The following is an 18,071-nucleotide window of genomic DNA, read 5'->3' as shown; positions in this document are numbered from 1 at the left end:
CGCACGCGGCGGCACCGCCGGTGGTGATTCGCATGATGTCCACGAAGGACACCCTCACCCCCAGCCAGTGGGTTGCCCGATTGGCTCGGCTGCATAACGCTCAAATCCCCGAACTGGAAGTGCTGGACTCCTACTACGAGGGCGAACAGTCGCTGTCGTACATGCACCCGGAGCTGATCCGCCGGTTGGACAACCGGGTCCGCCAAGTCGTCATCAACTGGCCCCAACTCGTCGTGGACGCCTTGGATGAACGGCTGGACGTCACCGGGTTCCGGCTCGGTGGGGAGCAGGCGGCCGACCGGGAACTCTGGGCGATTTGGCAGGCCAACCGGCTGGACCTGCATTCCGAGCAGGCCCACATCGACGCTCTCGCGTTGGGGCGGTCGTTCGCGATCGTTGGCACCAACGAGGATCGGCCGAACACGCCGCTGGTCACCGTCGAATCCCCGTTGGACGTCCACGTCGACCTGGACCCGCGTACCCGCAAGGTGCGGGCTGCGCTCAAGCGGCAGTACGACGAGGACGGCGACGGCCTCACCGAGGCCTACGCCACCCTCTACCTCCCGAACGAGACGATCTGGTACTCCTCCGACAACGGTGGCGCGGTCTGGGAGGAGAGCGACCGCGACGAGCACGGCATGGGCGCGGTCCCGGTCGTCCCGTTGGTGAACCGGCCGCGGACTCGCAGGCGCCGCACCGCGCCCCCGCGGCTGGGGCGCTCCGAGCTGGCGAGCGTGCTCCCGCTCTCGGATGCCGCGTGCAAGATCGCCACCGACATGATGATCAGCGCCGAGTTCCACGCGATGCCACGCCGGTACGCGTTGGGATTCGACAAGGAAGATTTCGTCGACGCGCAAGGGAAACCGCTGACCCCGTGGGAGGCGGTCGCCGGGGTCCTGTGGGCCTCGTCCAAGTCCCCCAAGGAGGACGGCGTCAGCGTCGGGCAGTTCCCCGAGGCCGACCTGTCCAACTTCCACAACACCCTCAACGCGCTATCCCGGTTGGTGGCGTCGCTGTCCGGGCTACCACCGCACTTCCTCGGCTACGCCACGGAAAACCCCGCATCGGCGGACGGAATCCGGTCGTCGGAGTCCCGCCACATCAAGCGCGCCGAACGCCGACAGCGCTCGTTCGGTGACGGCTGGGAGGAAGTCGTCCGCCGGGTGCTGCACGTGCGCGACGGCCGCGTGCCGCAGGAGGCGTTGCGGGTCGAAACCCAGTGGGTCGATCCGTCCACACCGACGTTCGCCGCGCAGGCGGACGGGGTGGTCAAGCTGTACTCGGCGGACAAGCTCCTGCCGCGCCGTTCCGCACGGCGGGCGCTCGGCTATTCCGACGCGCAGATCCTGGACATGGAAGCCGAGGACCAGCAGGCCTACCAGCGGATCACGGGCGAGGACCAGGCCGCCGAGTTCGGTCCGAAGCCGGACATCGACCAGGCACCACCGGTGCCGGTCGTCGACGGCGCGCAGGGCTCGCCGCAGGTTCCCGCTCCTCGACGGGGGAACGCCGCCGTGATGTTCCGTGAAGCGGCGTTGACCGGCCGCTGACCTTGTTGACGCCCGGTCGGGGTTCTCAGGGGGGTCGAGAACCCCGACCGGGGATAGGGCGGCCGGGGGGGTGGCCGCCGTACCCGATTGTCGCGCATCCACCGATTTCCGTTACCCCTATTTCTGCGGTCCCAAGGGGTGATCGCCCGTGACGCCACTGGATACCCAGCAGTACACCGCCCAGCAGGTCACCATCCGCCAAGCGGTCGAACAAGCCCAGACCGCGTGGACCCGACTCGACGTCACCGACTTGGAGTCCTGGGAAGCCGACGTGCGGCCGCAAGTCGTCACCGCCGTGGAACAGGCACAGGCACAGGCAGCGGGGTTGGCGCAGTCCTATGTGCTCGGCACGCTGGCCGCTGCGGCGGCCGTGTCCGCCCCGATGGGGTTGTTGGTCGCGGGTGCGTTCGTGGGGATGGCGGCCAACGGGCTGCTTCTCGCGCCGTTGTTGGACTTCGCGGTCGGGTACCTGCGGCGGGCGCTGGATCTCGGGGCCGCGCCCTCGGATGCGCGGGCGATCGGGTTGCACCGGTTGCTGACCTACGTCAGTACCGAGGTCGCCGACACCGGCCGCCTGGCCGTGCAGATCGCGGCCACGGTCGAACCCGAGATCGCGGGGTACGAGCGGACCGTGGTGCTGCCCGCGTGCGGGCGGTGCGTGATCCTGTCGGGTCGGCTCTACCGCTACAGCCAAGGATTCCTGCGGCACCCCCGGTGTGACTGCGGGATGAAGCCGGTCACCCACGACCAGTGGGGCACCGGCCCGGCCAGCGCAGCACCGGGCACGTTGTTCGAGCGGATGACCCGCGCCCAGCAGGCCAAGGCGTTCGGCGCGGATGCCGCCGAGGCGATCCGCGCCGGGGCCGACATGTCCCGCGTGGTCAACGCCCGTCGTAAGGGTGCGGTCTACACCGCTGGGGGCTATGAGTTCACCCACGAGGCCACCACCAAGCGCGGCGTGGGCCGCCAGCTCGGGGAACTGTCCAAGCGGCCCGGTTCCCGCTACAGCCGCTCACGCGTCGACCGGCCGACCCCGGCACAGCTCGTGAACGCCACCGACGACCGCGCAGAACTGGTCCACCAGCTCAAACGCTTTGGTTACATCCGCTGAACTCGTAATAGCCCGCTTGTCGTGGCCACGACAACGACTCAGATTTCTTTTTTAAGCGGAACGGCGCTGGCCAGCAGCCCTGCAACGCCCGTGGCGATGACTGTTCCTGTCAGCCACGCCACCAGTCGCGTACTCATCCCGCCGTCCACGCCGGCCATGACCTGAGCCCCCGCCGAGGTAGCCAGCAGCGCCGCGACAGCGAGCGTGCGCATCGGCCGGTTCTTCACGCGTGGATCTTCCCATGTCCGCGTTCCTGTTCACGTCACACGAAAGGGGGTTTTCGCCCTGTCCGAAACCACCACCCCACCCACTCCGGAACCGCCCGCACAGCCGCTCTCAACCGCCCCACCGGCCACCGAGCCACCTGCCCCGACCGCACCGGCCGAGGGCACCGGCAAGGCCACCGAACCGGACTACCGGGCGCTGTATGAGGAGGCCCGCACGAAGCTGACCCGCGCCGAGCAGACCGCGCGGGACCACAAGGCCAAGGCCACGAAGCTGGACGAGATCGAGGCCGCGACCAAAACCGATGCGGAGAAGGCCGTCGAGCGCGCGACCGCCGCCGAAGCTCAGCTCGTCGCGCTGCGGCGCACGGCGGTGGACGCGGAGATTCGCGCCGCGGCGTCCGGGTGGGCCGACCCCACCGACGCACCCCGCTACCTCGACGACCGGGATCGCTACCTCGGTGCGGACGGTGCGGTGGACACCACGGCCATCGCCGCCGACCTCGTGGCCGTGCTCACCGCGCGTCCGCACCTCGTGCGCGTCGACGGGCCCCGCCGTCCCGCGCCGGACCCCTCGCAGGGGCAGCGGTCGGGCGGGCCGTCCGGGGTCGCCGAGCAGATCCGCGAGGCCGAAGCCCGCGGCGACTGGGTCACCGCGATCTCGCTGAAGAACCAGCGACTCACCGAGCAGGCCCGCGCCCAGCGGTAACACCGCTTCCCCTTGACACGTAAGGAGGTTCCTTGCCAGGAATCGCAGCCATCGCCAACACCTACAACTCCCCGAACTACGTCGGCGAGCTTTTCGCGTTGACCCCGACCGATACGCCGTTCCTGTCCGCGATCGGCGGGTTGACCGGCGGGCGCCGCGCGAACGCGGTCATCCACACCTGGACCGTCTACGACCTGCGCCCACCGGACCCCGCCCGCCAGCGCCTGGAAGGTGCGGACGCGCCACCGGCCGAGACCCGTATCCGGGGCCAGGACCGCAACGTCCTGGAAATCCACCAGGAAACGATCGGGGTCACCTACACCCGGCAGGCTACGCAGAACATGTTCGCCGGGACCGGAGCGGCCAACCCCAACGCCGCCGCGATCGGTGGCAGCAACGCGGTGGCGGTCGAGATGGACTGGCAGACCCGCCAAGCCCTCGTGCAGATCGCCCGTGACGTCGAGTTGACGTTCCTGACCGGCACCTACCAAGAACCCACCACCAACAGCACCGCCCGCAAGACCAGGGGAGTCCTGGACGCCACCCGGACCAACGTCATCACCAACGCCACCGCGAAGCCGTTGACCGAGGGCATGGTCATCGACCTGTTGCAGAAGGTCTGGGAGAACGGCGGCATCCAGGTGTCCGAGACGGCCACGCTGATGTGCAACGCCTGGCAGAAACGGCAGCTCACCACCGAGTTCGTGACCAAGAAGAACTACCAGGAGCAGTCCCGCAACGTCGGCGGGGTCGCGGTGACCACGATCGAGACGGACTTCGGCCGCGTCAACATCATGCTCAACCGGTACATGCCCACCGACGTCGTGCAGGTGGTCAGCCTCGACCAGTGCGCCCCCGTGCTGCTGGAATCGCCCGGTAAGGGGTTCCTGTTCTCCGAGCCACTGGCGAAGACCGGCAGTACGGACCGCGCGCAGATCTACGGGGAGATCGGGCTGGAGTACGGGCCGGAGATCGCCCACGGCAAGATCACCGGCCTGACCACGGCACCCGCCGGGGGTGGCGCGTGAAGTTCGTCAGCCCCAAGTATCCGCAGCTCGTCGTCCACGACCTAGGTGTGAGGTTCGTTGACGGCGAGGCCGAAGTAACCGATAAGAACACCATCGACGCCTTGCGCGGGATGCCCACCGATACCGGGGTACGCGCCACAGGTGGACGACCGCCGGGTTCACCCGGTAGTGGCGTAGGAAAGGCGGGAAACACCGACTGACGCCGTCCGCTGGCACACTCGGAGGTCACCCAAATAGGTGGTTTCCGCCACGTGGAGGCCCTCCGGGTGTAAGGCTCTGGCTGTGGTGGCGGACCCAGAGTGCGAGTTGTGCGAGGACACCGGGTCGATGACCTGGCTACAACCCGTGCCGGGGCCTGATGGCGTTCTGGTGCTGACCGGGATGAGTCACCCGTGTGTGCGTGGGTGTTCGGGCTGGTGGAAGGCCCCTGCCGCCGAGCGCGGCATGGTCGTGGACGGCGTCACCGAGGTGGCGGTGGGCAATGTCGCGCAAGCCAACCGCGACAACCGCACGGACTGGTCCGCCCCTCTCGACACCACGCGCGGAGCAGGGCCCTGACCTCTGGGCCGCTCGCGCCCGCTGACGGACCGGGGATGGGGTGCCCGTGTCCGCTCCCGTCCCGCTGGCCACCGTCGCCGACGTCCAGGCCCGCACCGAAGTACAGCTCACCCCGGAGCAGCAGGCCCGCGCGGCGGTGTTCATCGGCGACGCCACCGCGATCATCCGCACCCGCGTGCCGGACCTGTCCGACCCGCCGCCCGCGACCGCGCCCGGTGTGATCGTCACGGCCGTGCTGCGGGCGCTGGCTTCCCCTGCCGATGGCAACAAGTCCGAGACGGTGGGGTCGCACTCACGGGTCGCCGCCCATGAGGGCGGCGGGCTCTACCTCACCGACGACGAGTTGGACCTGTTGCGCCCGCCCGTGCTCGCTCCACGCGGCGCGTTCTCCATCTGGACCTGACCGGGCCCAGGCCAGCAGCAGAGCCACCAGTGCGAAGGCACCGGCCGCCCACCAGGCCCACGTCACCGCGTTGATCACGGCCACCACGGTGTTGGTCGCCGCGGCCAGCCTCAGCGCGAGCATCGAGCACCTGAACGCCGCGTCCGCGCCGTCGCTCGTCGTGTCTCGTCCTTCCATCGCGCCCCCAGTTCCGTCACTGCCTGTATCGGACGGACGGGCGAACCGGTTACACGCGGCGAGAGCACCAGGTCGTGGAACGACAAAGCGCCGGTCCCGTGGAGGGAGTTCCGGCGCTAATCACGTTGTCGACACCACGCACTGCCGACTTGACCGATTCCGGCCCGTTTCACCTGATCGGAGCATCCATCCAGCTTCCCCACCGCCTGGTCGTGACCACCCCGACCCCCGTCACCGACGCCTACGACAACCCCACCCCGCACCTGGACTACGGCCCCGACGCGCCCCAACGCGTGATGTGGGGGCTGTTCCAGCCCGAGGGATCCACCGAATCGGCCGAGCCAGCCCGCCACGCGGTGATCACCCGGTGGCGGCTGTTCACCTTCGAACCCCTTACCGCCCATGAACGCGTCACCTGCCAGGGCCGCGTGTTCGAGGTCGTGGGCGAGCCTGACGAGTTCGCGCCGCGCTTCGGACATACCCACTACGAATCCCGACTCACACACGTGGAGGGCTGATGAAGGCGTTCGAGGACTTCCGTGTCGACCGTGCCGGGGTCGCCGAGCTGCTGCATTCCGAGGGGTTCCGTGATGCGGTCCAGGCCGTGGCCGAGGAGATCGGCGCGACCGCTCGCGGTGCTGGGCACCGTGTCACCAACGGCGATCCGCTGCCGGTCGACGTGTTCGCCGATCCCAACCACGACCGGGCAGGGTTCACCGTCGCGGTGCGCCACCCCGCCGGGATCGGTATGGAGGCTCGACACGGGGTTTTGAAGCGCGCGGCGGAGGCGGCTGGGCTGACGGTCTCGGGGCTGGAGGCGGACGAGGTGTGAGCCTGCCGGTTCCCGTCGACGTCGCCGAGTTGGTCGTCCGCACGCTGCGACTACTGCTGACCGTCCGTCCCGAACCTGAGGTCGTGGGCATCAAGGTCTCCACCCAGGTCGGTCACGGCCCGCATGGCGGGCCGCCATCGCTTCCGTGGCTGCTGGTCGCCGAGGACGGGCACACCTGGTCCTGGCCCGCCGTGCAACGCGCGGTGATCCGGCTGACCTGCTGGCACCACAGCGAACACAAGGCGAAAGCCGTGGCCGGTCTGGCGTTGGCGCTGCTGTGCGACCAGCGCGGCGCGGGCTTGCTGATCACCGCCGAGCCGGTAACCGGACCGGTCGCCGGTATCGACCCCTACACCGACCAGCCCCTTGCCACCGCCGCCGTCGCGGTCTACGCGCGCACCCCGACCAGAAAGTAGGTATCCCTTGGCGTTGAACAGTTCCCTCGTCCGCGTCCCCGGCACCGGGGAACTCTCACTCGGCCCACCGGGCACCCCCGAACCACCCGACCCCACCACCGCACTACCGGCGGCGTGGACCGGGCTCGGGTTGTCCACCAACGACGGTGTGACGATGAAACGGGCGGTGGAGAAGACCGGCACGGAGCACTGGCAGCAGCTCACCCCCGCCCGCTACATCTACACCAAGCAGGAACTCACCGTCGCCTCGGTGTTCCAGGAGACCAAGGGCATCGTGCTGTCCGCGTACTTCGGCGGGCTGGTGTTCGCCGAGACGGCCGCCGGGTCCAAGAAGTACCGGGCCGAGATCAGCTCCGTGCCCAAGGGCGACGAACGGGCGCTGTGCGTGGACTGGATCGACTATGTCTCCTCCACCCAGGCCTACCACCACCGGCTCTACGTCCCGCGCGCCGAGGTCTCCGAAACCCAGGACGCGCAGTGGTCACGCACCCAGGAAGCCCGTTGGGGCCTGACCTTCGCCGCGCTGTCCCCGATCGGTGGTTCCACCGCGCTGGCCGTGTGGCTTACCGACGACCCCGCCGTCCTGCTCGCGACCCCAGGTTCCTTGCAGGAAAAAGAGGCGGGCTAGGACGCGCGCCGCCGCCGCGCCAGTTCCACCAGGTCCGCTGCCGTCTCGCAGGCGTGAACCGCGCCCCACTGCACTGACGCAGCATCAACGCGCAAAGCGGCACTTCGCCTGCACTCGTCGTCGAGGCGATCGGCAAGGCATGAGCAGTCCGATGCATGGCTCGGGCGCGACTCGGTCATGACCCCAGTCTCTGCGCGCCGCACGGTCCCAGTCAACCGAAGGATTCAGGAGGAATCACGATGAGCAACCGCCAACGCCGCGAGGCCACCCATCAGCCACCCGCACGATCCGAGCACGCGGTGATGTGGCGCGGTCGGCGCTTCACTCTGCCTTCGGCATCGGAGTTCCCCTTGGAGGCGATGGAAGCCGAGGAGGAGGGGCGTCACCTGGCAGCGCTCCGGCTGATCCTCGGGCAGGCCCAGTACACGACCTGGCGGAGCCTGGCCAAGACGGCAGCCGACGCCGAGGACTTCTCCGCTGCGGTGATGCGGGAATTGGGGCGGGGAAACCCCTGAGTGTCGTCGGCCTGCTGGCCGACGACACCACCGCCGAAGCCCTCGAAACAGACCTGCTGCGCTACGGGGTCGACCTGCTCGACCTCTACCGGGGAACCCTGACCCTGCGCCGGGTCTGCGCGCTCGTGGCCAATCTCCCTGACGACGCCGCCGTGTGGCGCACCGCCGGACCGGACGCGGGCTGGACCCGCCAAGGGTTGCTGCTGGCCGTGCTGGAACGCCGGGTCACCCTGCTGTGGGCCACCGTCGCCCAAGCCCTCGGCCACACCGTCGCCGACGAGGACCTGACCAGCCCTCTCGACCCTCCATCGACGTCGGACCCGTCTGCCCCGGCTGCGGCTGGGGGTGAACCCGAGACCAAGTCCCTGCGTGAGATCGCGCTGTGGATGCGAGGGGCGTGATCCCCTCTGGCCACAGTCGGACACGCCTACCTCAAGATCCTCCCCAGCCTGCAAGGGCTCGGTCAGCACCTGCGCGGCGAGATCAACCAAGCCGAACGCGGCGCCCCGTCGATCTCCCTCACCGCGCAAATTCAGACCCACCTGCTGCGCCAGCAACTCGCCGCCGCCGCGCGTGAAGGCGACCGGACCGCGATCCGGCTGCTGGCCGAACTCGACTCCGCGACCGCCGAAGCACAGTTCGCCCAGGTCCAGCGTGACCTATCGGGCAAGAATGTCTCGCTCAAGGTCGTCCTCGACAAGTCCCTTGGTACCGCGCTGCGCGGCATGGCGGACTTGGACAAGGGCGTCAACGGGCTGACTGGCAGCATCACCCGGCACACCGCCACCGTCGGCGCGTCGACCCTGAAGTACGCCGCGATGGCCGGAGCCCTGGCCCAGGCCATCAGCCTCGTAGGCGGGCTCGGATCGGCAGCCGCGACGGCGTCGGGGTCGCTGCTGGTGCTGCCCGCCGTGGGCATCGCGGCGGCCGTGGCGGTGCAGACGCTCAAGCTCGGCGTCGACGGCCTGTCCGACGCGCTCAAGGCCGACACCCCGGAGAAGTACGCCAAGGCGGTCAAGGACTTCCCGCCCGCCATGCGGGCCACCAGCGACGCCGTGCGCGCGTTGCGCCCGGAGTTCGACGGTCTCAAGCTCGACGTCCAGTCCGCGCTGTTCGCCGATCTCAGCGGCGAGGTCTCCAAGCTGGGCGGGACCTACCTGCCGGTCCTGCGCGGCGGGCTCGCGGAGGTCGCCGCGGGCTTCAACGTCGGTGCCCGCGGGGTCGGCGAGTTCGGGCGCGAGGCGCGCACGGTCGATGACGTCCGGTTGATCCTGGACAACACCGGTCAATCGGTGCGCTACCTCTCCGGTGGGTTCGCGCCATTGCTGCGGGCTCTGCGCGACATCGCCGCCGTGGGCTCGGACTTCCTGCCGGGGTTCGCTTCCGGCCTCGCGGACAGCGCGGACACCTTCGCGAAGTTCATCGCCACCGCGCGCGAGACCGGCCAACTCCGGCAGTGGATGTCGGCCGGGCTGTCCGCGTTGGGTGATCTGTTCACGTTGCTGTCCAATCTGGTCAAGATCGTCGCCACGGTGTTCGCGGCGGCCGACCAGGGCGGCGCGGGACTGCTCGGCACCCTCAACGCCGTCACCGGCGGACTACTCGTCTTCCTCCGCAGTGCGGAGGGAACCGTTGCACTGCAACAGATCTTCAGTGGTCTGGGCGCGGTCGCGGGGGCGTTGCTGCCGCTGGTGATGTCGCTCGTGTCCGTGCTCGCCTCCGACGTCGCACCCGCCATCGCCTTGTTGGGGCCGATGGTCGCTTCCGCGCTGGGCGTCCTGACCGGTGCTGCGGCACCCCTGGGCGCGATCCTCGGGGCGCTGGCTCCGCTGGTCGGCACCGCCGCGCAGGCGTTGGCGTCGGTGCTGGTACCGGTCTTGACGCTGCTCTCGGGCGTGGTGGCGGAACTGGCTCCGGCCGTGTCGCTGGTCGTGAATGAGCTGGTCGGCGGAGCGCTTGCCGACGGCGTGCGCGAACTGTCGCCCGCGCTGCTCGCCCTGGCCCGTGCCGCCGCACCCATCATCGTCCAACTAGGACAGTTGCTCGTCCAAGCGCTCCAGGTAGCGGCTCCGGCGCTGTCGGCGCTGCTCACGGTGCTCACGCCGATCGCGGCCGAGCTGGCGGGTTCGCTGCTCACCGCGTTGGCAGCCGTGCTTCCCCTGGTCGGCCAGTTGGCCGGGGTGTTCTCGGCCGTGCTGCTGGGCGCGCTGCAAGCGGTCATGCCGGTGCTAACGGTCGTCGTGCGGGTGATCGGGCAGCTCGCCGACGTGCTCAGCGTCGGGCTTGCCGCCGCGACACCCAGTCTCATCGAGACCGGACGCCTGCTCGGCGAGGTGCTCACCACCGCGCTGGTCGGGCTGCTGCCGCTACTTCCGCCGCTGGCGGAAGCGTGGATGCGGATCTGGTCCGAGGGCCTGGTACCGCTGCTGCCGGTGCTGCTGGAGCTCGTGTCCGCGCTGCTGCCCCCGGCGGTGGAGCTGATCACGAAGCTTCTGCCGCTCGTGCTCCAGGCGGCCGGGCTGCTCGCGACGTGGACGGCCGCCATCGCGAAGGTCGCGGCGGCGTTCACCGAAGGCCTGATCCCCGTCCTGCTGTTCTTGATCGACAACGTCGTCGTGCCGGTGTTCGACCGGATCGTCTCGGTCGTATCCGGCGCTCTACAGGCTCTGCAAGGCGGGCTCGACCTGTTCATCGGGATCTTCACCGGCGACTGGGACCGTGCCTGGAACGGCGCGAAGGACCTCGTGATCGGCGCGTTCCGATCGATCGCATCCGGAATCGACCTCGCGACCGGCGGACTGCTCAGCTACGTCGCCGGGTTACCTGGCCGGATCGTCGGCGCGCTGGGCAACGTCGGATCCATCCTGCTCCAGGTCGGCAAAGACATCATCGCCGGTCTGCTGCGCGGGATCGACTCGATGTTCCAGTCGGTCAAGAACAAGCTCGCCCAGTTGACCAACCTGCTGCCCTCGTGGAAGGGGCCACCCGACCGCGACCGAACGTTGTTGCGTACCAACGGTGTTCTACTCATGCGCGGGCTGGTAACCGGGTTGCAGGACGGCGAACCGGCCGTCCGCAACTACCTGACCGACCTCACCCGACGCATCCCGCTCACCCTCGAACCCCCTGCGGTGGACATCACCAGCCGTGGGGCGCGGACCTTCGGCGCAGCCGAGTCGACCTCGACGGAACGAGCCCTGACGGCTGCGGACCTGGCCGCGTTCACCGACGCCGTGCGGGAACTGGCCTCACGGCCGGTCGTGGTGCAGGTCGGCACGACCGAGATCGCCCGCGCCACCGCCGAGGGCAACCGCGTGCTGTCCAGGAGGTGACACCTCGTGCCGTCACTGTGGATCGGCCCACCTGGGCGGATGCGGGAGATCCCCGACGCCGCCACCGATTTCGACCGGACGGTGTCGTTGGGCGTGCAGGAGTTCCAGGCGATGGGCGGCGGGGTGACGGTGACCAGCATCGCCACCCCACCCCGCCGCCTCCTCCTGTCCTGGACCGCGCTCCCGATCGATCACGTGGACTGGCTCGACAGCCTGGCACGTCGGGTGTTCGGGCCGTCCCCGCTGGCCGTGGTGGATCCGGCCGCCCGCAACCTGCTCGGCGGCGCGCAGTCGCAGGGCTACGGGCCGCTGTCCGCCTGGGAACTCACGGGACCGGGCAGCCTCGTGCGGCAGGCCGACCGGACCGTCACCATCACCGGCACCACCACGACCTCGCTGCTGCGGTGGCGACACCCCTACTGGCCCGGCTGGCCGATCCTCGCCGGCCAGGTAGCCACCTTCACCAGCTCCCTGGCCTCGGGATCCCACCGGGTCGGATTCGAGTGGCTCGATGCCTCGGGCGCGGTGCGCAGCCGACTGACCACGAACAGACCTCCGATGACCACCGTCCCGGACACCACGACGGCGGTGTTCGCACGCCCCGTACTGGAGCTGGACGCGATCACGACACCGATCCCGCTGGGTACCAGTCTGCTGCGCTTCGCCGATCCCACGACGCCGATCGTCCTCGGGCCGGTCGGTGACGGCCTTCCCGCGATGGCCGTCACCAGTTACACCGACAAACCCACCACCGCAGCCACCACACGTGACCTGTCCCTGAGTCTGGTGGAGGTGCGCCGTGCAGGAAGCTAGCCCCGAACTCGTCACTGCCCTCGCCCAAGGCGAACGCCAGAACACCACGATGACCCGGTTGAGTGGACGTGAGGTCACCGGACAGGTCACCTCGTGGGCGGTGGATCGGGCCTACGACAGCGACCTGCCCGCACCGCTGCGGGCGATCACCGGCAGCGCCGCCGCCGAACTCCGCCTGACCCTGACAGGCGACGGCGCCAGTACCGCCGCCCAGCTCTACGGCCCCTACGCCCCACACGCCACCGCGGATCTCGTGCGTCCCGCCCAGTCCGCGGTGCACGGGTGGGGACTCGGCGGCGACGCGCTGCCCGCGTTTCGCGGGACCATCCGTGACCGGGTCGCCGACTCCGCCACCGGCACCGTGGAACTGTCCGCGCTCGACGGCGCCGAGCGGCTGCGCGACGCCGCCCGGCTGCCGGTCGCGGTGTCCGTGGACTCCACCCCGATCAGCTCGGGTATCTGGGCGGTGGACAAGCTGCTACGGGACGCGGGAATCCACACCGCGCCGCCCCCGCGCCCGGACTGCATCCTGTACGCCAGCCTGCACGGTGGCGTCACTCCCGACATCGGGTTCTACCGGACCCACGCCAACATCGCCGGGTACGACCGGCGTGACGTGCCGTGGGAGATCGCCCCGTATGCGGGCGGCCTGGAGTACAGCATCCGGTGGGACCCGCGCACCCGCACCACCGTCCCCGGTCGCAGTCTGTTCGCCGAAACCTGGTTGGACAGCACCTACCAGCCCTCGGCGGGCGCACGGGTCGAACTGGTGTTGTTCTTCCAAGCCGACACCTCCACCAATCAGGTCCGGTTCGCGATCGACTTCGGCTCGGACCAGGCCACCGTCGGCACCGATTCGAACTTGCGGTTCCTGTTCAGCCTCGGCGTCACCACCAAGGGCCGCTGGCACATCGGCGCGTACTGGAGCTTCTCCGGCTCCGTGCCCTCGTGCTGGCTCTACCTCGCCGGTCCTGGTCTTCCCGGCGGCTACAAAGAGGTCAACCTCTCCACGTTCGCCACGATGCCCACCGGCTCGCAACTCAACTACGTGCAACTCAACGCCGGGTTGAGCTGCGAGGCGGTGCAGGTCAGCACTCGTTCCTCACGACCGACCCAGGCCGAGTTCACCCCTGTGTGGACACGCGGCGCGGTGCTCGACCGGATCGTGTCCCAAGTGATCGCGCTGCCTCCGGTGCAGGGCAGCGCGTGGGAGGTCATCACCCAGATCGCGCGCGCCGAGCAGGCCACGGCCGCGTTCGACGAGCTGGGCGTGTTCCGCTACCTCAACAACGGCCGGTTCACCGACCCCGGCGAGTCGGTGCTCACGGTGACCAGCGCCCGCGAGATCGCTTCCCTGCGGGTGTCAGAGGCGATCGACAGCGTCCGCAACACCATCGACGTCCCGTACTCGCTCTACACCTCCGGGGTGTCCTCGACCCGGTTCACCGACACCACGGTTCGGCAGATCGGCGCGTTCGGGACGCTGGTGCTGACGTTCGAGTACGACGTGTCGGAGTTCGACAGTCCGCCCCCGGTGGTCTACGCATCCCCTGTCCCAACAGGGTCGCGGGTGCGGTTCGCCACCACCAGCGCGGGCGGCACCGGTGTGCACGGGGCCATCGAGAGCACCACCGAACGCGACGGCTCCACCCTGCGCATCACCTTCACCAACCGCACCAGCCTCGTCCTGTACCTGGCCACCGCGACCGGCACACCCTCACTGACCGTCAGTTCCATCCAGCTCGCCACCGGCAGCCCCACCCGGCTGTCCCTGCGCGCCTACGACCAGACCTCCCGTGCCCTCTACGGCCCGCAGGTCTACCAAGCCACCGCGTCACCCTGGATCCAAACCCGGTTCGCCGCCTCCGTCGTGGCCGACTACCTGCTCGCCGCCGCCACCCCGCTCCCGGTCCTGGGCGACGTCGAGATCCTGCCCGACCCTCGTATCCAACTCGGCGACCTCGTCCAGGTCATCGACACCGTCGGCGCGACCCTGTCCACCCCCGCATGGGTGATCGGCATCCGCACCCACGGCGACGACACCGGCCGCATCCGCCAAATCCTTACCCTGCGCGCCACCACCAGCCCCGGCCCACCCGTCCCCACCGGCCTGCAACCCGACCCGTCCCTGGACCCCGACGCACGAGCATTGCTCGCCGCCGGAGGCATCCAGGTTCCCTGACCCCGCCGGACACGAACCGGGTATCGCTACCGCTTGCGGCCCACGGCGGCAAGCCCGGTGAACCGCTCCGGATTCCCATCGACATCATCAGGGGACGCCGGACGCCACAACGGAAGGAACACCACACCGGGATCCACGATGTCGAAACCCTCGAACAACGCGGTGACCTGCGCCGGTGACCGCATATTCATCGGTGTCGCGGTACGCGTGTACAACTGGCGGTGCTCGGCGGTCGGCCCGGACCCACCCCCGTCGGTGGCGTGCGACATCACCAGGACACTGCCCGGCGCGACGACATCCCCATAGGCGGCGACGATCCTGGCAGGGTCGTCGGAGTCGGGCACGAAGTGCAGCACGGCCACCATCATCACGGCCACCGGCTGCGACAGGTCCAGCAATGACCCCACCTGGGGCGAGTTCAACACCACGTCGGGCCGGCGCATGTCGGCCTGCACGACAGCGCAATGATCGTCGTCGCCGAGAATGGACCGGCTATGGGCAACCGCGACCGGGTCGATGTCGACGTACACCACACGGGCATCCGGTGCGTCCAACCTGGCCACCTCGTGCACGTTGCCCACGGTCGGGATACCCGACCCCAGGTCGAGGAACTGCCGGATACCCGCCGCCACGCAGTAGCGCACCGCACGGCGCAGGAACGCACGATTGGCCTGCATGATCAACGGCAGGTCCGGCCACATCCCGATCGCCTGCTCGCCCATCGCACGATCCACCGCGAAATTATGGGCCCCACCCAGGTAGTAGTCGTACACCCGCGCGGCACTGGGCCGATTCAGATCGATCCCCTCCGGTACCGCCGCTACCTCATCCGACATCAGGTCGCCCTACTCCCTGTCACCTCGAACCGCGCACGACATCACCCCGTGCTGCCTCGACCACCACTGCGGTGATAGTGACGCACCGCATCCGGATGAGAACACCACGGTGCTCCAACTTACGCCAGGAGGCGATCCCGTGGACCTTGCCTCCCTGCCCAACCTCGGTGTCTCGGGAACCCTCGTGGTGGTCGTGGGCTACCTGCTCACCGCGAACCACAGGCTGATGACCGCCAACCGCAGCGACCGCGCCGAGTACCTCGCCGCGCTGTCGGGCCGCGAGACCCAGCACACCGCCGAACTGGCCGCGATGCGCATCGCGCACGCCGCCGAACTCACCGCCCTCCGCGCACGCCTCGCCGAACTCGAACGCCGCCTCGCCGAACTGGAAGACGAACTCGACGCCGAGCGCGACCGCCGTCGCCTGGCCGAGGACACCGCCGCCCAAGCACTACGCGGCCACACCACCTAGCCCCCCACCCCCACCGCACACCCGCGAGCCGACACCACCCGGTGTTCGGCCGTATCGCCATGCCCGAAAACAGGAGGAACACCCGCTTGACCGACTACCTCATTGACATCAGCTCGTGGCAGGGCACCGACATCGGCTGGACCGCCGTGCGCGACCACAACATCATTGGATGCTCGGTGAAGGTCACCGAAGCCGACGACTACACCAACCCCGCCGCCGACAGCCAGATCGACGGCGCCCGCGGCATCGGCATCGCCGCAGGCGGCTACCACTTCGCCCAGCCCGGCAACGTCAGCGCCCAGGTCGACCACTTCGTGCACCACCTGCGTGCCCGTGGGCTGCTCGACTCCGGGGCGCTGTGGCCGATGCTCGACATGGAAGCCGACGGCTTCGGCGACCCCAACGGATTCATCGCCGAGTTCATCCGGCTCTACCGCGAACGTTCCGGCCGCCGCCAGATCCTCGTCTACGCCAACCAGAACTGGTTCACCACCCGGCTACGCCCCGACGAGTGGGCCGACGACGACGTGATCCTGTGGTGCGCCCAATACAACGGCGACCCCGGCAACCTCGACTACGCCCACCCCCGCCTCGGGCTGCACCAGCACACCAGCAAGGGCAACGTGAACGGGTTCGCCGGCAACGTCGACCGCAACGTCACCATGCCCGGCTGGTCGATCGGCTCGATGGTCCTCGACGGCGCACCCGCCCCGGACCCCGGCCCCGGCCAGCCCGACCCCACCCCGCCCGGCGACTGGACCAGCTACACCGTGGTCTGGGGCGACACCCTCTCCGGCATCGCCGCCCGCTTCGGCACCACCGTGGCCACGCTCGCCAACGCGAACGGCATCGCCAACCCCAACCTCATCGGCGTGGGCCAGGTGCTCCGCGTGCCCGGCACGGGTGGCGACGACAGCGGCGAGGCCTACCAGATCCAACCCGGAGACACCCTCTCCGCACTCGCCGCACGGTGGGGCACCACCGTCGCCGCCATCGCCAACCGCAACGGCATCGCCAACCCGAACCTGATCCGAGCCGGAGCGTGGATCAACCGCCCCTGACCCCTGACCACGGGCCGCCCGGTCTCGCGCCGGGCGGCTCGCTCGTGGTCAGCCTCGCCCTGATCATCTGGCTCGCCTACAAGGCGGCCCGCGCCTTCGTCGTGTGGCTCGACCACCACAGCACCGACCACCCACCACAGGAGGAAACCCCCATGTCCGACCCCCGTCCCCGCCCACTGCGCACCGCCGCATCCTGGATCGGCGGCGTCCTCGCCCTGATCTCCGGCCTCGTCGGCGCGGGCGTACTCACCGACACCCAGGGCTCCGCGACCACCGCCGTGATCAACGCGGTCCTGGTCCTGCTCGGCACCTTCGGCGTCGTGATCGCCACCGAACGGAAGGTCACCCCGGTGGCAGACCCGCGCGACACCGACGGCACCCCGCTTGTGCCCGCACCCGACGCGCCGTCCTTCGGCTTCAAGTAGGAGGTGACCGCCCTGGGCGACACCGCCCCACCACGTCCTCGGCCCGAGCGGCTGATCACACAGAACTCCGGCCTGCGCCGACACGGGATCTTCAACTTCTCCCTACCGGCGTGGGCCGGACGTCTGCCCGACGGCCGCACCTACAACACCTGCCCGACGGCCGGGGTGTGCGCGGCGGTCTGCTACGCCCGCCACGGCACCTACCGGTTCCCCCAGGTCCGCGCCAAACACCAACGCAACCTCGCGCGCATCCTCGACGACCTGCCCCAGTGGGAAGCCGACATCCTCGCCGAACTGGCACACACCAAGTTCCGGGACGGCGTGGCACTGCGCGTGCACGACTCGGGCGACTACTTCAGCGACGCCTACGCACTCGCCTGGCTGCGCATCGCCCGCGCCGTCCCGGACGTCCTGTTCTACAGCTACACCAAGGAGGTGGACCGCTTCCGGCGGCTGGTCGAGCCCGACCCGCCGGACAACTTCCGCTGGGTCTACAGCTACGGCGGCAAACAGGACCACCTGATCGACCCGATGACCGATCGGGTGGCCGACGTGTTCCCCGACGAAGCCGCCATCGCCGAAGCCGGGTGGAACAGCAACGCCGCCACCGACCTGGCCGCCGTCCTCGGTCCCAGCCCGGTCGGGATGAGCCAGAACAACATCCCGCACCTACGCCGCAAGATCGGCGGACGCACCTTCCGCGAGTGGCAGGCAGCCCACCAGGCCCGAGGCCGCGACATCACACGCGACCGATTCCACCCCTGACCCACCCCATCACCCGACCAAGGGAGAAGCACCC

21 protein-coding genes are annotated in these 18,071 nt (G+C 69.4%); 19 read left to right on the top strand and 2 right to left on the bottom strand.

What is annotated here, in order from left to right:
- Window positions 1–32: 32 nt before the first annotated feature.
- A complete protein-coding gene (locus RM788_RS52120; protein ID WP_315929257.1) occupies window positions 33–1,550 on the top strand; it encodes a phage portal protein in 1,518 nt (505 codons plus the stop codon).
- Window positions 1,551–1,698: 148 nt separating this feature from the next.
- The gene (locus RM788_RS52115) at window positions 1,699–2,661 is read left to right on the top strand and encodes a hypothetical protein (protein WP_315929256.1); all 963 of its coding nucleotides are present in this window, start codon (window positions 1,699–1,701) and stop codon (window positions 2,659–2,661) included.
- Window positions 2,662–2,699: 38 nt separating this feature from the next.
- Here the strand turns inward: RM788_RS52115 and RM788_RS52110 are convergent, their stop codons facing one another.
- Window positions 2,700–2,873, bottom strand: coding sequence for a hypothetical protein (locus RM788_RS52110; protein ID WP_315929255.1), 174 nt, complete (start codon window positions 2,871–2,873; stop codon window positions 2,700–2,702).
- Between RM788_RS52110 and RM788_RS52105 the strand changes: the two genes are divergently transcribed.
- From RM788_RS52105 to RM788_RS52045, 13 genes are all read left to right on the top strand, one after another.
- Window positions 2,866–3,594 carry an ATP synthase subunit B family protein gene (locus tag RM788_RS52105; protein ID WP_315929254.1) on the top strand — a complete coding sequence of 243 codons (729 nt, stop codon included), beginning with the start codon at window positions 2,866–2,868 and terminating at the stop codon, window positions 3,592–3,594. The genes RM788_RS52110 and RM788_RS52105 overlap by 8 nt on opposite strands.
- 32 nt (window positions 3,595–3,626) lie before the next feature.
- Window positions 3,627–4,622 (top strand): SU10 major capsid protein, encoded by a 996-nt coding sequence (locus RM788_RS52100; protein ID WP_315929253.1) that lies wholly within the window; start codon window positions 3,627–3,629, stop codon window positions 4,620–4,622.
- Window positions 4,619–4,822: a hypothetical protein gene (locus RM788_RS52095; RefSeq protein ID WP_315929252.1), complete on the top strand. Its 204-nt coding sequence runs from the start codon at window positions 4,619–4,621 to the stop codon at window positions 4,820–4,822. Before RM788_RS52100 ends, RM788_RS52095 begins: the two co-directional genes overlap by 4 nt.
- A gap of 404 nt (window positions 4,823–5,226) precedes the next feature.
- Window positions 5,227–5,583 (top strand): hypothetical protein, encoded by a 357-nt coding sequence (locus RM788_RS52090; RefSeq protein WP_315929251.1) that lies wholly within the window; start codon window positions 5,227–5,229, stop codon window positions 5,581–5,583.
- A gap of 389 nt (window positions 5,584–5,972) precedes the next feature.
- Window positions 5,973–6,278 (top strand): hypothetical protein, encoded by a 306-nt coding sequence (locus tag RM788_RS52085; RefSeq protein ID WP_315929250.1) that lies wholly within the window; start codon window positions 5,973–5,975, stop codon window positions 6,276–6,278.
- The gene (locus tag RM788_RS52080) at window positions 6,278–6,592 is read left to right on the top strand and encodes a hypothetical protein (protein WP_315929249.1); all 315 of its coding nucleotides are present in this window, start codon (window positions 6,278–6,280) and stop codon (window positions 6,590–6,592) included. The genes RM788_RS52085 and RM788_RS52080 overlap by 1 nt, the downstream gene beginning before the upstream one ends.
- Window positions 6,589–7,008, top strand: coding sequence for a hypothetical protein (locus RM788_RS52075; protein ID WP_315929248.1), 420 nt, complete (start codon window positions 6,589–6,591; stop codon window positions 7,006–7,008). Before RM788_RS52080 ends, RM788_RS52075 begins: the two co-directional genes overlap by 4 nt.
- A 13-nt stretch (window positions 7,009–7,021) precedes the next feature.
- On the top strand, window positions 7,022–7,636 hold the full coding sequence (locus RM788_RS52070; protein ID WP_315929247.1) for a phage tail tube protein: 615 nt from the start codon (window positions 7,022–7,024) through the stop codon (window positions 7,634–7,636).
- Between the two features lie 239 nt (window positions 7,637–7,875).
- A complete protein-coding gene (locus RM788_RS52065) occupies window positions 7,876–8,151 on the top strand; it encodes a hypothetical protein (protein WP_315929246.1) in 276 nt (91 codons plus the stop codon).
- A gap of 125 nt (window positions 8,152–8,276) precedes the next feature.
- The gene (locus RM788_RS52060; protein WP_315929245.1) at window positions 8,277–8,552 is read left to right on the top strand and encodes a hypothetical protein; all 276 of its coding nucleotides are present in this window, start codon (window positions 8,277–8,279) and stop codon (window positions 8,550–8,552) included.
- Window positions 8,553–8,876: 324 nt separating this feature from the next.
- Window positions 8,877–11,483, top strand: coding sequence for a phage tail protein (locus RM788_RS52055; protein WP_315929244.1), 2,607 nt, complete (start codon window positions 8,877–8,879; stop codon window positions 11,481–11,483).
- A 6-nt stretch (window positions 11,484–11,489) separates the two neighbouring features.
- Window positions 11,490–12,296 carry a hypothetical protein gene (locus RM788_RS52050; protein ID WP_315929243.1) on the top strand — a complete coding sequence of 269 codons (807 nt, stop codon included), beginning with the start codon at window positions 11,490–11,492 and terminating at the stop codon, window positions 12,294–12,296.
- Window positions 12,283–14,478 (top strand): hypothetical protein, encoded by a 2,196-nt coding sequence (locus RM788_RS52045; protein WP_315929242.1) that lies wholly within the window; start codon window positions 12,283–12,285, stop codon window positions 14,476–14,478. The genes RM788_RS52050 and RM788_RS52045 overlap by 14 nt, the downstream gene beginning before the upstream one ends.
- A 26-nt stretch (window positions 14,479–14,504) precedes the next feature.
- Here the strand turns inward: RM788_RS52045 and RM788_RS52040 are convergent, their stop codons facing one another.
- Window positions 14,505–15,314: an SAM-dependent methyltransferase gene (locus tag RM788_RS52040; RefSeq protein ID WP_315929241.1), complete on the bottom strand. Its 810-nt coding sequence runs from the start codon at window positions 15,312–15,314 to the stop codon at window positions 14,505–14,507.
- A gap of 139 nt (window positions 15,315–15,453) precedes the next feature.
- Between RM788_RS52040 and RM788_RS52035 the strand changes: the two genes are divergently transcribed.
- The 4 genes from RM788_RS52035 (at window position 15,454) to RM788_RS52020 (ending at window position 18,037) form a co-directional block, all read left to right on the top strand.
- Window positions 15,454–15,786: a hypothetical protein gene (locus RM788_RS52035; protein ID WP_315929240.1), complete on the top strand. Its 333-nt coding sequence runs from the start codon at window positions 15,454–15,456 to the stop codon at window positions 15,784–15,786.
- Between the two features lie 86 nt (window positions 15,787–15,872).
- A complete protein-coding gene (locus RM788_RS52030; RefSeq protein WP_315929239.1) occupies window positions 15,873–16,847 on the top strand; it encodes a LysM peptidoglycan-binding domain-containing protein in 975 nt (324 codons plus the stop codon).
- Window positions 16,829–17,272, top strand: coding sequence for a hypothetical protein (locus RM788_RS52025; RefSeq protein WP_315929238.1), 444 nt, complete (start codon window positions 16,829–16,831; stop codon window positions 17,270–17,272). Before RM788_RS52030 ends, RM788_RS52025 begins: the two co-directional genes overlap by 19 nt.
- A 3-nt stretch (window positions 17,273–17,275) precedes the next feature.
- Window positions 17,276–18,037, top strand: coding sequence for a GP88 family protein (locus RM788_RS52020; RefSeq protein WP_315929237.1), 762 nt, complete (start codon window positions 17,276–17,278; stop codon window positions 18,035–18,037).
- Window positions 18,038–18,071: the final 34 nt, after the last annotated feature.

It is taken from the genome of Umezawaea sp. Da 62-37, from assembly GCF_032460545.1.
In the GTDB taxonomy this organism is placed as follows: Bacteria; Actinomycetota; Actinomycetes; order Mycobacteriales; family Pseudonocardiaceae; genus Umezawaea.
Note: the sequence above shows the minus strand (reverse complement) of the source record. Positions and strands in the feature narration are given on the sequence as shown.